General features: G+C 43.2%; 10 protein-coding genes. All 10 read right to left on the bottom strand.

Annotated features, from left to right (window positions below; translation table 11 throughout):
* Positions 1-246 precede the first annotated feature (246 nt).
* The 10 genes from purB to DWY07_RS12160 all read right to left on the bottom strand — a co-directional run bounded on the left by purB (position 247) and on the right by DWY07_RS12160 (position 15,691).
* Entirely contained in the window at positions 247-1,698 is a 1,452-nt protein-coding gene (purB, locus tag DWY07_RS12205; protein ID WP_021944856.1) for an adenylosuccinate lyase, read from the bottom strand.
* A 21-nt stretch (positions 1,699-1,719) separates the two neighbouring features.
* Positions 1,720-3,195, bottom strand: coding sequence for an amidophosphoribosyltransferase (gene purF / locus DWY07_RS12200; RefSeq protein WP_021944855.1), 1,476 nt, complete (start codon positions 3,193-3,195; stop codon positions 1,720-1,722).
* A gap of 111 nt (positions 3,196-3,306) precedes the next feature.
* On the bottom strand, positions 3,307-4,659 hold the full coding sequence (gene glmM, locus DWY07_RS12195; RefSeq protein WP_117808469.1) for a phosphoglucosamine mutase: 1,353 nt from the start codon (positions 4,657-4,659) through the stop codon (positions 3,307-3,309).
* A gap of 34 nt (positions 4,660-4,693) precedes the next feature.
* Entirely contained in the window at positions 4,694-5,605 is a 912-nt protein-coding gene (locus DWY07_RS12190) for a diacylglycerol kinase family protein (RefSeq protein ID WP_117808470.1), read from the bottom strand.
* Positions 5,606-5,673: 68 nt separating this feature from the next.
* Positions 5,674-6,354: a 7-cyano-7-deazaguanine synthase QueC gene (gene queC / locus DWY07_RS12185; RefSeq protein ID WP_117808471.1), complete on the bottom strand. Its 681-nt coding sequence runs from the start codon at positions 6,352-6,354 to the stop codon at positions 5,674-5,676.
* 13 nt (positions 6,355-6,367) lie between these two features.
* Positions 6,368-6,949 (bottom strand): GTP cyclohydrolase I FolE, encoded by a 582-nt coding sequence (folE, locus tag DWY07_RS12180; RefSeq protein ID WP_008401371.1) that lies wholly within the window; start codon positions 6,947-6,949, stop codon positions 6,368-6,370.
* Positions 6,950-7,027: 78 nt separating this feature from the next.
* The gene (gene queE, locus DWY07_RS12175) at positions 7,028-7,696 is read right to left on the bottom strand and encodes a putative 7-carboxy-7-deazaguanine synthase QueE (protein WP_117823384.1); all 669 of its coding nucleotides are present in this window, start codon (positions 7,694-7,696) and stop codon (positions 7,028-7,030) included.
* Between the two features lie 97 nt (positions 7,697-7,793).
* Positions 7,794-8,216 carry a 6-carboxytetrahydropterin synthase QueD gene (queD, locus tag DWY07_RS12170; protein WP_117823382.1) on the bottom strand — a complete coding sequence of 141 codons (423 nt, stop codon included), beginning with the start codon at positions 8,214-8,216 and terminating at the stop codon, positions 7,794-7,796.
* Between the two features lie 383 nt (positions 8,217-8,599).
* Positions 8,600-10,087, bottom strand: coding sequence for a threonine synthase (gene thrC / locus DWY07_RS12165; protein WP_117785116.1), 1,488 nt, complete (start codon positions 10,085-10,087; stop codon positions 8,600-8,602).
* Positions 10,088-10,321: 234 nt separating this feature from the next.
* Positions 10,322-15,691, bottom strand: coding sequence for a glycoside hydrolase family 9 protein (locus tag DWY07_RS12160; RefSeq protein WP_181983930.1), 5,370 nt, complete (start codon positions 15,689-15,691; stop codon positions 10,322-10,324).
* Positions 15,692-15,695 lie beyond the last annotated feature (4 nt).

Raw genomic sequence — 15,695 nt, 5'->3', positions numbered from 1 at the left:
CTATATTGATTATAACGATATAACAAAATATCACATGAATTAATCAGGGATGCATATCCCCTTGTAATGACATTGTGAGGATTTCGTTATGAAGTGCACATTACCAGTAAATGCGAGTGCTTGTTTGAGCCGAAGGCGAGTTAGCACAAGAGCATTTACGAATCAGGTATGTGCACTGAATAGAAACCACAACACGTCATTACAGAGGGATATGCATCCCTGATTGATTCATGTGATATTTAACTTTTATACGTTGATCTCAGCGGTCATGCCAAGTATGTCTTTATTTGCATCAAGTACCGGCTTTACAACCTCTGTGATGAATTCTTCGGTCTGCTCCGGTGCGCGTCCGACAAAGTTCTTTGGCTCAAGGATGGCTTCGATCTCTTCCTTGGTCATGCCAAATGCAGGATCTGCTGCGATCAGATCAACAAGGTTATTTTCCTTGCCCTCTTTCTTTACAGTTGCGCCTGCCTGCATGGAGTATTCACGGATAAGCTCATGCAGCTCCTGACGATTGCCGCCACGTTTTACAGCATCCATCATGATATTCTCAGTTGCCATAAACGGAATCTCCTTCATGAATCTCTGATAGATAACCTTATCATATACAACCAGACCATCTACAACATTCAGATACAGGTCTAAGATACCGTCGATTGCAAGGAATGCTTCCGGAACAGATACACGTTTATTTGCGGAATCATCCAGTGTTCTCTCAAACCACTGTGTTGCTGCTGTAAATGCAGGATTTAATGCATCAGCCATAACGTAGTTTGATAAAGATGCAATTCTCTCACTTCTCATCGGATTTCTCTTATATGCCATTGCTGATGAACCGATCTGGTTCTTTTCAAATGGCTCCTCGATCTCTTTTAAGTGCTGTAACAAACGGATATCATTTGAGAACTTATGTGCACTCTGTGCGATACCGGAAAGTACATTTAACACTCTGGAATCTACCTTACGGGAATAAGTCTGTCCTGATACAGGATAGCATGCTTCAAATCCCATCTTCTCTGCGATCTTCTTATCGATCTGACGAACCTTCTCATGATCTCCGTTAAAGAGCTCTAAGAAGCTTGCCTGTGTTCCTGTTGTTCCCTTACATCCCAGGAGCTTCTGCTGACCGATCATGTAATCCAGATCAGACAGATCCAACATCAGTTCCTGAAGCCATAAGGTTGCACGCTTACCAACAGTTGTTGGCTGTGCAGGCTGGAAATGGGTAAATGCAAGTGTCGGCAGATCTTTATATTCCATAGCGAACTTGGACAGTTCGTTGATCACATTTAATAATTTCTTTCTGACAAGCTTCATAGCCTCTGTCATAACGATAACATCTGTGTTATCACCAACATAGCAGCTTGTTGCTCCCAGATGGATGATGCCGGCAGCCTTTGGGCACTGAACGCCGTATGCATATACATGGCTCATAACATCATGACGAACCATCTTCTCACGCTCTTTTGCTACATCATAATTGATGTCCTCTGCATGTGCCTTTAACTCATCAATCTGCTCCTGTGAGATAACCGGCTTGCCGTTTTCAGAAAGGCCGAGTTCATACTCCGTTTCTGCAAGGGCGATCCATAATTTTCTCCATGTCTTAAACTTCTTATCCGGAGAGAAAATATACTGCATTTCTTTACTTGCATATCTCTCGCAGAATGGGCTTGTGTATCTGTCTGTACTCATTTTTACCTCTCCTGTATTTCTTTATTTTACTTTTGAATCTTCACCGCGTTTGAAATCCTCATGTTCTCCGCGGATATCTTCCTTTGGTGGCTCCATCGGATATTCCCCTGTAAAGCAGCCGTGGCAGTACTGTCTTCCACCGGAGATCTCTACCAGCCGCTCCTTGCGAAGATAAGCAAGGGAATCGGCGCCGATGATCTTGCAGATCTCATCAACCGAACGGTTATATGCGATCAACTGCTCTCTGTCCGGGATATCCGTTCCAAAATAACAAGGATATAAGAACGGAGGCGAACTGATCCTTACATGAACTTCCTTTGCGCCAGCCTCGCGAAGCATTCCTACGATACGGTCTGAGGTTGTACCTCTGACAATGGAATCATCGATCATAATGATACGCTTACCCTTTACCGCTTCTTTTAATACATTTAACTTCACGCGGACACTGGACTCTCTCTGGCTCTGCTGTGGCTTGATGAATGTTCTGCCGACATAGCCATTCTTGACAAATGCCGTTCCGTATGGAATGCCGGATTCCAGTGAATATCCCTGAGCTGCTGCATTTCCCGATTCCGGAACACCTACAACCATATCTGCATCTACCGGACTGTCCTTTGCAAGACATCTTCCCGCGATCAGTCGGGATTCATAGATTCCCATTCCGTCAAATACGGAATCCGGACGGGCAAAATAGATATATTCAAAGATACATCTTGCATGCTTCTCCTGACACATATCCTTATAGGACTGAATACCATACTCCGGTGAGATCGTTACGACTTCTCCGGGCTCTACATCACGGATAAATTCTGCACCGATCGTATCAAGGGCACAGCTTTCCGATGCAAGAATATAGGCATTATCACGTTTTCCGATACAGAGCGGGCGGAATCCAAATGGATCTCTGGCTCCGATCAGCTTTCTTGGACTCATTACTACAAGTGAATAAGATCCCTTCACTTTTCTGAGTGCTTTCATAACTGCTTCCTCGGCACTTGCACTGTTCACACGTTCTCTTGCGATATGATAAGCAATAACCTCGGAGTCGATCGTCGTCTGGAAGATCGCACCTGTAAGTGCCAGTTCCTTACGAAGCTCCGGCGCATTGATCAGATTACCGTTGTGTGCAAGACCAAGTGTACCTTTTACATAGTTCAAGACTAATGGCTGAGCATTTTCTATCGTACTCGCGCCGGCAGTTGAATATCTGACATGTCCGACACCGATATTTCCTTTTAATTTCTCAAAGGATTCAGGTGTGTACACCTCGTTTACCAGACCCATGCCCTTCATGGAGCTTACCTTCCCCTTGGGACCTTCCGTGTCTGATACTGCGATACCACAGCTCTCCTGTCCTCGATGCTGCAATGCAAACAATCCATAATAAATGGAGGTTGCAACATCATTGTTGTCAAAATCATACATTCCGAAAACACCACATTCTTCATGCATCTTGTCATCATTCTCAAAATAATGGGATCTTATATTCTCGTTCATGTTTTGCCTCTCGTATTTTATTTTTTAACACACTAAGACTTTATACGTTTTCTGTTTTTCTGTCAATGTTGGAATGTGAAAAATTATTCCGGAAATTAACAGCCATTTTCTCTATATTGCATAACCTTTCTCTTTGATCAGATCTACCATCTGATATACATATTTGTTGCAGAGCTCATCACTCTCTGCTTCTACCATAACACGGATAAGCGGTTCTGTTCCGCTCTGGCGAAGAAGAAGTCTTCCGTCAGAACCAAGCTCCTCTGCGATCTTCTGATTTAATGCCTGCACATCCGGATCATTCATAACCGCATCCTTACTGGATACCTTTACATTCACCAGAAGCTGTGGGAAAATTGTCAGGCTCTTGAAGCACTCTGATAATTTACATTTGCGTTCCAGAATAACTTCCATGATCTTCAAAGACGTCAATACACCATCTCCGGTCGTTGCATATTTGGAGAAGATGATATGTCCTGACTGTTCGCCGCCGATAGAATATCCATGCTCCATCATGGATTCAAATACATATTTGTCACCGACTGCTGTCTTATCATAGGAGATTCCCTTCTTATCCAGTGCTTTATATAAGCCAAGGTTTGACATGATCGTTGTTACGATGGTATTCTTATTCAGTTCTCCACGTTCCTTCATATAACGTCCGCAGACATACAGGATCTTATCTCCGTCTACTAACTCACCCTTATCATCAACACACAGACAACGATCTGCATCACCGTCATAAGCAAATCCTACATCCAGTCCTTTTTCTACTACAAACTTCTGCAGTCCCTCAATATGGGTAGATCCACAATTTGTATTGATATTGGTTCCGTCCGGATCATTATTGATTACATAGGTCTTTGCTCCGAGTGCATCAAATACTGCCTTTGCAACCTGATAGGCTGCACCATTTGCACAGTCCAGGCCAACTCTCATATTCTTAAAGGATCGGGTAGGGATCGTCATCAGGTATCCCATGTAACGGTTTCTTCCCATAGAGTAATCAATCGTGCATCCGATATTTTCTTTTGTAGCCAGTGGAATCTCCGGAATCTCACCATCGATATAACGCTCGATCTCTTCTTCAACCGCAGCCTCTAATTTGTAACCCATGCCATTGATGATCTTGATACCATTGTCATAGTATGGATTATGGCTTGCCGAGATCATGATTCCACAGTCGAAGCCATCCGTTCTGACAATATAAGAAACACTTGGCGTCGGTGTTACATGCATCAGATATACATCTGCACCACTTGCCGTTAAGCCCGCAACTAATGCATATTCAAACATATAACTTGAACGTCTGGTATCCTTACCGATAACCACCTTTGCCTTGCCTTCCGGATTCTTCTTGCCATAATAATAGCCAAGATAACGTCCGACCTTGAAGCTGTGCTGTACAGTAAGATCCTTATTTGCCTCACCTCTGAATCCATCTGTTCCAAAATATTTACCCATAACTGTAAACCTCTTTCTTTCAACTCAGTTTGAACTACTTAACTTCTTCTTTTTCTTCTTCCGGTGATACCAGCAGAGAAACTGCTCTCCGATGTACAGAGATCTCGGATGTGGTATACTCCCCGCCATACTCTCCATCCAGTGTCCATGCGATCGGTTCTTCGCTCTCGATCACGACACGATTGGTTCGGAATGCTACCATATTGGTCTCATTCGTATTTCCAAGGAGCAGCGAATTGATGATTCTCTGGAGATCTGCAAGATTCTGGATCTTGCGAATCAGGACTCCTTCAAATAAACCATCGTCGAATTCAACTCCATGGCTGGTCAGACTTTTATATCCGCCGACCGATACTGAATTCGATATCATACCGAACATAAACTCACCGGTATATGTCTGGTTATTAAATTCTATCTTCAGATTATATGTGGGAACATTTACAAGACTCTTCATACCCTGTAATACATATGCCGCATGTCCTAAAATATTCTTCATATTCTGAGGGGTTGCATATGATGTATCAGAGAATATGCCAAATGCTGCAACATAGACAAAATAATTCTTATTCAATTCTCCGACATCTACTGAAAAAGGTGCGGCAGTGACAAGCTGTTCTGCTGCCTCGATTGCTTCTTTCGGGATCTCAAGACTTCTGGCATAATCATTTGTCGAGCCACATGGGATATAGCCAAGCGGCCGGTTCAGTCCACATTCCATAAATCCTGTGACTGTATTACCAAGCGTTCCGTCACCTCCGGCACATACGATCACATCGTAGTTCTCTCCTTCTTCTTTTACGACACGGGCAGCATCGCCGACTCCCTGTGTCAGATAAATTCTGACTTCATATTCTTTCTTGCAAAAGACATCTATCACATCTATAAGACAATTCTTCAAAGTTGTTCGTCCCGCTTTGGGATTTACAATAAACAGCATCTTCTTCATATTCATACCTCATTACTGTTTACAGGAACACATTTATCCGATTGCTCTGTTCCCGTCTGACTTATGCTTTATGCATTGTGATTCTTTTTATATTCCATGTAAAGATCGTATCCTTTTTTTCTGAGCTTACAGGATGGACAATGACCGCATCCTTCACCCGGAATACCATTATAACAAGTAAGTGTCATATCTCTGATAACATCAAGTCCGCCGAGTTCATCTGCCAGCTTCCATGTCTCCATCTTATCGATCCACATCAATGGTGTGATAATATCGAATTCATAGTCCATCGCAAGATTCAGTGTTGTATTCAATGATTTGATGAAAATATCTCTGCAGTCAGGATAGCCGGAGAAATCACTCTGGCTGACACCTGTTATGATGTCGCTGACGCCCTTCTGTTTTGCGTAGATCGCTACAAATGTCAGGAATACCATGTTTCTTCCATCTACAAATGTATTCGGTGTACCGACCTCCGGCGCATTCTCGTCTACCTTCATCTCTCTTCTTGTCAATGAATTTGGTGCAAGCTGATTCAACAGACTCATATCCAGAATATGATGCTCTACTCCAAATTTTTCAGCAATCTTCTTTGCACATTCTAATTCTTTTACATGCTTTTGTCCATAGTCAAATGATACTGCGTATACTTTTTTATACTTCTTAAGTGCCCATAACAGACAGGTCGTACTGTCCTGTCCACCACTGAATACAACAACTGCTTCATCTCTGTTCTTCAAATTCTGCATCTTTCATATCCTCCTATCGGTTCATCATCAATACTTTATTCTGTAAATTCACATCATTCTCAAATGCTCCACGGAACGTCGTTGTATAGGTCTTCGTTCCCGGCTTCTTAATGCCCCTTGCTGTCATGCAGCTATGATTGGCCTCGATCAATACGGCTACATCCGGTGAGCCTGCTGCCTTTCCAACCACATATGCGATATCGGATCCGATCCGCTCCTGAAGCTGCAACCGCTTCGCTACCATGTCTGCGATCCGTGCGATCTTGCTGAGTCCTAAGACCCTGCCATGTGGGATGTATGCCACTGACACCTTCATATCATACATCAGTGCCATATGATGTTCGCAGTAACTGAACACCTCGATATCCTTTACGAATACCATATCACTTGTATGTGCCGCATCTTCCTCTTTGAATGTCTTGCCAAACATCTCAGCAATCTCATCGTTGGTATAATTCATTCCCTCAAATACTTCTTCATACATTCGCGCAACACGGTCCGGTGTCTCTTTTAAGCCTTCCCGGTCAGGGTCATCACCAAGTGCTACAAGAATTCCACGAATATGCTCCTTTATTGCTTCTTTATCAATTGCCATTTCTACTCCATTCTCTTATTACTCTTAATCGATTATGCAAATAATATGTTAATATCAATATCTGCGGTTTCATCCGTTTTACACTCCACGCATCTCCGGATCCCAGATATACTTATGAAGCTGTAACTGTAATTTTACACCATTCATTTCATTCTCGATCATAAAATCAACGATATCCTCCGGATTGATCTTGCCGTATACCGGACTGATATAGACGTTTGATTTGATATCCAATGCCCATTCATGAATAATGTCTCTTGCTGTTTCCAGATCCTTGATCGAGCCGGATACGAACTTTACCGCATCCTTCTTATCAATGTAGTTATAATTGGAGAAACACATATTGCTTTCCATTCCGCTTCCCGGAAGCTTATAATCAAGTGTAAATGCTACCCGGTCTGTCAACGCTTTAAACTCTGCGATATCCACACTTCCGTTTGTCTCTACTTCTACCTGAAGTTCCTCATCCATCGCCAGCATCAGGAGCAGCTTATCGATATCCTTCTGGATCAATGGTTCTCCACCGGTTAATGTCACGTTTCTGACTCCGGTTCGCTTGATATAGTCATAGATCTCTGCATCCGTCAGTTCTTCGTATGGGGCATCTGCTTCATTTGCCCATTTGGTATCACAGTAACTGCAATTCAGGTTACAGCCTGTAAAACGAATAAATACCGCCAGTTCTCCGGCTTTTACGGATTCACCGTTGATGCTGACAAATCGTTCTGCTACTTTAAATTTTGCCATTTCTATTTCCTTCTTACTTTTTGTATATGATATTCTTCGATGTCATATCTCTGATATGACACCTTTGATCGATTTCATTTATTATCATTTTCTTTTATTATGCTTCCGCATAAGTTGCTGCATTGGTCGGGGTCTCATAAACTGTGGTACGAAGCACCTGATATCCCTTATCTGCCATATATTCATAAAAATACTTTGCCAGATTCTCTGCTGTCGGACGTACCGGAAGCTCGATGATACGGAACTGTTCTTCTGCCAGTGCTTCCATCGTCTTTTCCTTTAATGTACCTTTCTCCATGATCAGGCAATGATCCATCTCTTCTGTTTTCTCTCTAAGATCCTTTTTCAGATCTCCAAAATCTACAACCATGCCTCTGGTCTGTCCGTCCTGCATCAGCTTCTCGCCGCCGACTTCAACTTCAACCGTCCAACGGTGTCCGTGCAGATTTCTGCATTTACCCTCATAGCCCGCAAGGAAATGCGCGCTGTCAAAACTTGAATTTGTCTTTAAACTGTACATATTTTCCTCTTTCTTTTATTTTCGAATGTTATATTACACAGTTGTCAGCTTGTACGATGTAATAAGCATCGACATTTGTGTAGTTTCGTTATGAGACCTGCACTAGCTGTCAGCACCAAGCCCATGTTTGAACCCGTATGGGTGAGTTTGGGCGACTGCTGACAAATAGGCGTGCAGGTCGAATAGAAACGAAACAAGTCGGGCGATTACATCGTACAAACTGACAGCTGTGCAATATAACATTCCTATGTAAAAAACGCGCATATAGGAAAATGCCCTTCATGCGCGTTTTTTCCTAGTTTTGTTTAGTGACAGGATGGTATTAATGAACTGTCATTTATTCTGTTTCTGTATTGCCTGTCAGATATGACCGGCATCTGTTTTTAGATATTTAAGAACTTCTTTACGACGCTCTCCATTTCTTCTTTGTCACATACTGTGTCGTGAAGAACAGGAGCTGTACGGATGTCCTCAATCGCCTGTGGAACCTTTACGCCGGATAACTTGCACAGCTCATCGACTAATTCAAAGTCGCTCTTTGCTGCATAAGCTTCATCAATAGATTCCATAACACTTCTTGTAAACTTATATGGGCTTGCTGTAGAAGCGATAACCGTAGGAGTCTTATCTCCTGTTTCATTTACATACTTGTCATATACGGTTGCCGCTACTGCTGTATGTGTATCCATAATGTAAGAATCCGATTCATATACCTTCTTGATCGTTGCTGAGGTTTCTGCTTCCGTTGCATAACCGCCCGCAAATTCAGCAAGCTTTGCTTTCATCTCATCTGTGATTGTATATACGCCTTCTGTGCTTAACTGCTTCATCAGTGCTGCATTCTTCTCTGCATCATTTCCTGCAATCTTGTAGATCAGTCTCTCTAAGTTGCTTGAGATCAGGATATCCATAGATGGTGATGTTGTTAAGATAAATTCACGATTTCTGTCATAAGTACCTGTTGTAAAGAAATCATATAATACCTTATTGTCATTTGATGCACATACGAACTTCGCGATCGGAAGTCCCATTTCTTTTGCATAATATGCTGCAAGGATATTTCCAAAGTTACCGGTTGGTACAACAACATTGATCTTGTCGCCAGCCTGGATCGTACCGTCCTTAACCAGTCTTGTATATGCATATACATAATAAACCATCTGCGGAACCAGACGTCCGATATTGATTGAATTGGCGGATGAGAACTGATATCCTTTCTCGTCCATGTATGAAGCAAGCTTCTCATCTGAGAACATCTTCTTAACACCTGTCTGTGCGTCATCGAAGTTGCCTGTAATTCCTACGACAAATGTGTTTTCACCCTTCTGGGTTACCATCTGCTTCTCCTGGATCGGGCTTACACCATGCTTTGGATAGAATACGATGATCTTTGTTCCCGGTACATCTGCAAATCCTGCAAGTGCTGCCTTTCCTGTATCACCGGAAGTAGCTGTCAGAATAACGATCTCGTTCTTTACATGATTCTTCTTTGCGGATGTTGTAAGCAGATAAGGAAGAATGGATAATGCCATATCCTTAAATGCAATCGTTGAACCGTGGAATAATTCCAGATAATATGCACCTGCTTTATGTACGAGTGGTGCGATCTCCGGTGTATCAAATTTCTTGTCATATGCTGAATTGATACAATGCTTTAACTCTTCTTCTGTAAAATCCGTAAACATCAGCTTCATTACTTCATAAGCAACCTGCTGATAGTTCATCTGCGCCAGATCTGTAAGACTGACATCAAGAGCAGGAATACTGTCAGGAACAAATAATCCTCCTTCATTCGCAAGACCTTTTAAGATTGCTTCTGATGCGGTTGCTGTTTCATTTGCATTTCTTGTACTTCTGTATATCAATTCCATATGGCACTCTCCTTCTGTTTTATTTACTCTTTTGATTTATGCAGGCTTTCTTTTTCCGATGCTTTCATCCAGACATCCTGAATTCGACCTGCAAGCGTCCACATTATAGCATACCCATTTTCAAAACACAAGACGGCGGAGGTATCTCTCAAATCTGTTTTTTATATTTTATAGAATTTGATCGATCTTCCGCCATCTGTATTTTCTATTCCCTTCTGTTACAAATGGAATTAATTATTTTACTTTAATGGTAATGGTTGCTTTCTTACCACTTCCATCTTTTGCTTTTGCTGTGATCTTAACCGTTCCCTTCTTCTTTCCGGTTACCTTACCCTTAGCTGTTACCTTTGCAACCTTCGGATTACCGGAGGTCCATGTCACTTCTTTACTGATTCCCTTTGTCGGAGTCAGCTTTGCTTTTAAGGTTATAGACTGTTTCTTCTTGATCGTTACTTTCTTTACTGCCTTTTTCTTCGATGTGATCGTAACCTTCTTAACTGCCTTTTTCATAACCTTAACCGTATAGGTTGCTTTCACCTTGCTGTTGCCAACCGCTGTTGCTGTTACCTTGATCGTCCTTCCCTTAGCTGCTTTCTTCACTGTCAGCACACCCTTGCTATTAATAGATGCATATTTCTTATCCGATTTACGGATTGTCCATTTTACCTTCTTATTTGTCGCTTTCTTAGGTGTAACAGTTGCTTTCAAAGTCAGCTTCTTTCCCGGAGCGATCTTTTTGGTTGCTGCCTGAATCTTGACCTTTGTCGGTTTGACTGTCTTCTTTGGTGCTTCTGTTGTTAGTTTCTCGGTCGTCGGCTTTTCGATCGCAGGTTTCTCGGTTGTCGGCTTTTCCGGATTCGGTGTTGGTGTTACTGTTTCTTTCTTCTTTACCGTAACGGTGCAGGAGCCTGTAACACCACTTCCGTCCTTCGCTGTTACCGTAATAACTGCAGTTCCGGCACTTACTCCCTTCACTTCACCAGTCTGCGATACACTTGCCACTTTCTCGTTGCTGCTCTTCCAGTCAAATGTCTTCAGTGTTGCATTTGCAGGTATAACGGCCGCTACTGCGATCCGTTCTGTATCACCAATATTTAATACCACGCTGGTCTTGTTTAACGTGATCTTCTCGATCAGTATCGTATCCGGAATCTCATCTCCATTTTCATCCTTTGGTTTCGATGAAAAGATATCCTTTGAACCTGAAGAGGATGCTACTGTATTGTCTCCAGCCAGAATGATATTGTCTGATTTGATCGGTGGATTCTTCGTATCCTGATTCGCTCCGACCGTTACCTTAGACTCCTCGATCCGTACAGTATCTGCTTTGATCGCCGTTCCTGTCTCATCTGTACCTGCGACAAGCTCTGCATCCCGGATCAGAACTGTGCCGCCTGCTAAGACGCCTCCATCAACCGATACCTTTCCGCCTTTGATCGTTATATCTCCTGCTGCAGATATCTTTCCGGATACTGTAAGGAATCCATCTCCGCTGATCACAAGTCCGCCGTCCGTCTCAACATTACCTGCGATCGTTACCGTTCCTTTTCTTGCAATCTCCGTCTTACCATCTGCATTTCCAATGATCGCAACGGCTCCAACCTCTGCCTGATCCAGTGTGACCCTGGTTGCCCCACCTGCCTTAATAACAAGCTCCTTATTCTTACCTGTGATCACATAGTCCCTGCCGTCTTCCGTAAGTGTGAGAACCGGTTCCGTATAGTTGACTGTTATTTTGCCATCATCTGTCCGTAAAGCATCCTGATATTCTTTGTCCGTAATCTTTGCTATATCGATCGTATATGGATCCTGAACAAGGGTATATACCGTAAGCAATTCCACTGCTTTTCCTGCATATGCAGTTGCAGTTTCTGCATATCTGCCTGAAACTGTATACTTTGTAAAGCTACGTAATCCGGCAAATTCAATTGTCTCTCCATTGGAGACTGCCTGTTTCCATGTCGTTCCATCTACGGAATACCGGACACCCGCTTGACCGGAGATCCGGATCGTATCCTTTGTTCTTGCAAGAAGATCCACACTATCCGGAACCGCTGTCTGTTTTGCCTTTCGTACTTTTACAGAAACCATCTTTTTATAAACAGCATCTTCATCAGAGTTCTCGATCTGATACTGCTTCTTGCTTGCATCACTCCATGTAAATACAACCTCATACTGATTGATACTATTTTCTACTTCCTGTTCGCCCATTGTTACATCCGGGGTGCTCCATGCAAATGTTCCATACCCGGTTGAACCGCCAGCAAGGGTAGAATCAGAAAGCTTCTGTCCATATACCAGCTCAGAAGCCTCCGGGAATGTGATAGCCGGAAGTCCTGCTCTGCTGACTGTTATCGTCACATTCTGTGTGATCGTTCCTGCTGCCGCATCATACCCTGTGATCTGGTCAAATGCATAATTCTTCTTCGCATCGGAACAAAGGGTTAATACCACCTGTCCCTGATACGTTCCTCGTTCCGGTTTTGCTGCTGCATCTGCCCATGCAAATGTTCCATAGGTCTCATCTCCACCGGATAATCCTGACTCAGAAAGAGTCTGACCGGTTACGATCATTCCTGCTGTCGGGAATGTAATTCCCGTTACCGGACATTTCGCAACCGTTGCAGATACCGGAATCTGAAAGGACTGTCCATTATCTGCCTCTATCAGCAGATTGTCGCTGTAAGTACCTGCATCCTTACCATTCTTTAATGATACGATCACAGTTGTTTTTCCTGCCGGTGCAAGCTTTCTTTCACTATCACCAGATAACGCAAATGCACTTCCTGCACCTTTCTCCAACTGAAGCGCTGCAGTTCCATCTGCATCTCCTTTATTCTCTAATACCAGTTCTGCCGTAGAACCGGTCTCATATCCATAAATAACCGGTGCACAGGTCAGTACAGTCTGGTCTGTTGAAAATACTGCCTTCGGTGCTGCTTTTACCGTAAGCTTGCAGCTTGCCGTAAGCTTGGTCCCATCCATCGTTGCCGCCGTAATCGTTGTTGTTCCTGCTGCAAGAGCAGTTACCTTTCCGGCATCCGAAACCGTTGCAATCTTTTCATTCTCAGACTTCCAGGTAACCTTCTGTTCCGCTGTCTTTGGTATGACCGTTGCTCGAAGTGTAACTGTTTCCCCTTCTGTCAGCGCACAGATTTCCTGATTCAGCTTGATCTCTGTTGCCTTTACTTCTTCCTCTGTATCATCACCGGAATTTGTTCCATAATAAGTCTTCACGCCTACAGCAGCAAGTTCTGCCGCAGAGGCTGTCTTTGTACTATAATTCGTTGCATTCTTCTTTGCATAAGATAACTTTACTGTCTTATCATTCTTGTGAACCAGATAAAGTCCTGCTGCCGCACCAACCAGTCCGGCATTATAATCAAGTGCTACTTCATTGCAATAATAATCTCCCTGATCATCTTTATAGGTTCCATTTGCACCAGGTCCTCCTACCAATGCCCCAAGCAGCGTATAATGATTGCTGTTTATAATCTTTGAATCTGTCGATCTGGATGCCGCTCTGTGATGCGGATATTTACTGGAGTTCTCGTTATAGCCTACGATATAGCATCGTTTATTCGGATTATCTCCTAACATATAGTTCATCTGACTGGTTGCCCAGTCTGCATATGTTGTTTTTCCTGTCAGCTTATCATATACCAGACCGGTAAACTGCTCTGCTGCACTGTATCTGCAGGAGCCCCAGTCACTAACACAGTTAAATACTCCATCGATGGCACTCTTGCCTTTGCATACATCTGTAATGCTTGCAATCTTTGCAGTATCCTTCTGCAGCATGCATGCCAGCGCTCCGGTATTTCCCCAGTCCAATACCCAGTACTGATTCACACCATTATCAGAATTATCTTTATATTCGTTATAAATAGAATTATAAGAGGTATCACCTGTCGCAGCAGCAAGTGCACTTGCTGCAAATGCATAGTCATCACCATATGATCTTGATGCATAAAATGTTGATGCGCCCTCGGTTGCACATGCTTTATTATTTTTCTCTACAAATGTAAAGAGATCCTTTGCTGTCTTTAAATCCTCATTATTTCCAAAGTTAATATAGTTCAATGCCAGCGCTGCGATCGCAACACTCACTTCATCTGTAGCCGGATTGCTCGCATCTGCAAAGAATGCCGGACGACTGATCGTCTGTCCCTCCGGTGCTGTCCATACACCATGATCTGTATTACCGTCACCTACCTGATAGCAGAATGCGATAACCTGATCTCCCTCATACACTGTACACCGCTTAAAGTAATCGCAGAAATAATCCGTGATCTTCTTCAGATGTTTCTTCTGACCAAGCTCGTCAAATGCATCCTTGAACTGATAATAGCTCATTCCAAGCATAGATGCTGCATATCCCTGTGGAAGTCCGAATTTCACATGATCGCCTGCATCATGGAAACCACCGGAAGCATCTACATTGTAGATTTTTCCATTCTTTGTATATGTTACATTTTTATCATAGGTATGGCAGTTTCCACGCCAGGAAAGTGCACAGGTGTCTTCCAGATAACCACACATATTTGCATCATAGAAATACAGACTTTCCTGTAATGCCTTTGCATAGTTGAATTCTACATCCAGATCTTTATTCGTTGTGGTATCACCGGATGAGGTTCCACCGGAACCGCCGGAGCCGCCTGTATTATCATTGGTATCTCCCTTAGAATAATCTACAGAAGATGAAGTTCCTTTGTTATAATAAACTCCCTTTACCTGAATACTGGATGCATCTACATATTTTGCTGCGAATCCACCACCTGGTATATCATTCTGCATTGTTCCTGCCGCAAGGACTGCATTTCCCCCACTCTGCATCGGATACATATAGATCGTATCACCATCTGCCACAAAGGTTGCATTCCAACACTTAAATGCCGAAGCAGTACCGGATGGTACCTGTAATACTACGATCCAGTCACAAATCGATGCTCCCGTATTATTGCTGATCGCCATTTCAAAGCCTGACCAGTCATTGCTTGGTGTTCCTTGATTCTTCACGGTTGCTGTCACACCTGATGAATACTCTCTCTCTGTTCCAAAATCAGAAGAATCGGAACCGCTGCCGGAATCTCCACCTGAACTGCTGCCTGAGTTTACCAGAACCGCCTCTTTAATCTTGTATGTAATACTTGTTACATTTTCAAACTGAAAACCGAAATTATATAACTGACCGGATTTGCTATAGAATTGTGTCAGGTCCAGTTCTACGGTCTGAGTGCCGGAGCCTGCATTCACATTGATCCATTCACCCTTCCATGTTCCTTTCGCATTTACAAACGCCTGTCCGCCAATATTTCCGGTTCCATCGGCTGATGATACCTCGAAGCTGACACGAAGCTTGGTAAGCCCCGCACTCTTAAGCTCCGACAGATCGCTGTATCCGCCATTTCCAAGATCAAGGCTGACCTGATTATCCACATTTCCACTTGCTGTCACCTGATCCGTACTGTAAGACAGCGCAATCGTCTCCCCCGCTGCTTCTGTCTTGTCTGAAGGAATCACCACAAGGCTTACTGCCATTGCAAATGACAGCATCCATGCTATGACCCTTGTAACCCATTTGTCCCTTTGTCTGCTCATACCT

This window comes from Clostridium sp. AF23-6LB, assembly GCF_003461085.1.
In the GTDB taxonomy this organism is placed as follows: Bacteria; Bacillota; Clostridia; order Lachnospirales; family Lachnospiraceae; genus Coprococcus; species Coprococcus ammoniilyticus.
This window is presented reverse-complemented; position numbering and strand designations above follow the sequence as displayed.

Coding starts and splice junctions, on each gene's coding strand:
- DWY07_RS12190 (WP_117808470.1), bottom strand. CDS start 5,605: ATGAAGAAGATGCTGTTTATTGTAAATCCCAAAGCGGGACGAACAACT.
- queC (WP_117808471.1), bottom strand. CDS start 6,354: ATGCAGAATTTGAAGAACAGAGATGAAGCAGTTGTTGTATTCAGTGGT.
- queD (WP_117823382.1), bottom strand. CDS start 8,216: ATGTACAGTTTAAAGACAAATTCAAGTTTTGACAGCGCGCATTTCCTT.
- purB (WP_021944856.1), bottom strand. CDS start 1,698: ATGAGTACAGACAGATACACAAGCCCATTCTGCGAGAGATATGCAAGT.
- thrC (WP_117785116.1), bottom strand. CDS start 10,087: ATGGAATTGATATACAGAAGTACAAGAAATGCAAATGAAACAGCAACC.
- queE (WP_117823384.1), bottom strand. CDS start 7,696: ATGGCAAAATTTAAAGTAGCAGAACGATTTGTCAGCATCAACGGTGAA.
- folE (WP_008401371.1), bottom strand. CDS start 6,949: ATGGCAATTGATAAAGAAGCAATAAAGGAGCATATTCGTGGAATTCTT.
- purF (WP_021944855.1), bottom strand. CDS start 3,195: ATGAACGAGAATATAAGATCCCATTATTTTGAGAATGATGACAAGATG.
- glmM (WP_117808469.1), bottom strand. CDS start 4,659: ATGGGTAAATATTTTGGAACAGATGGATTCAGAGGTGAGGCAAATAAG.
- DWY07_RS12160 (WP_181983930.1), bottom strand. CDS start 15,691: ATGAGCAGACAAAGGGACAAATGGGTTACAAGGGTCATAGCATGGATG.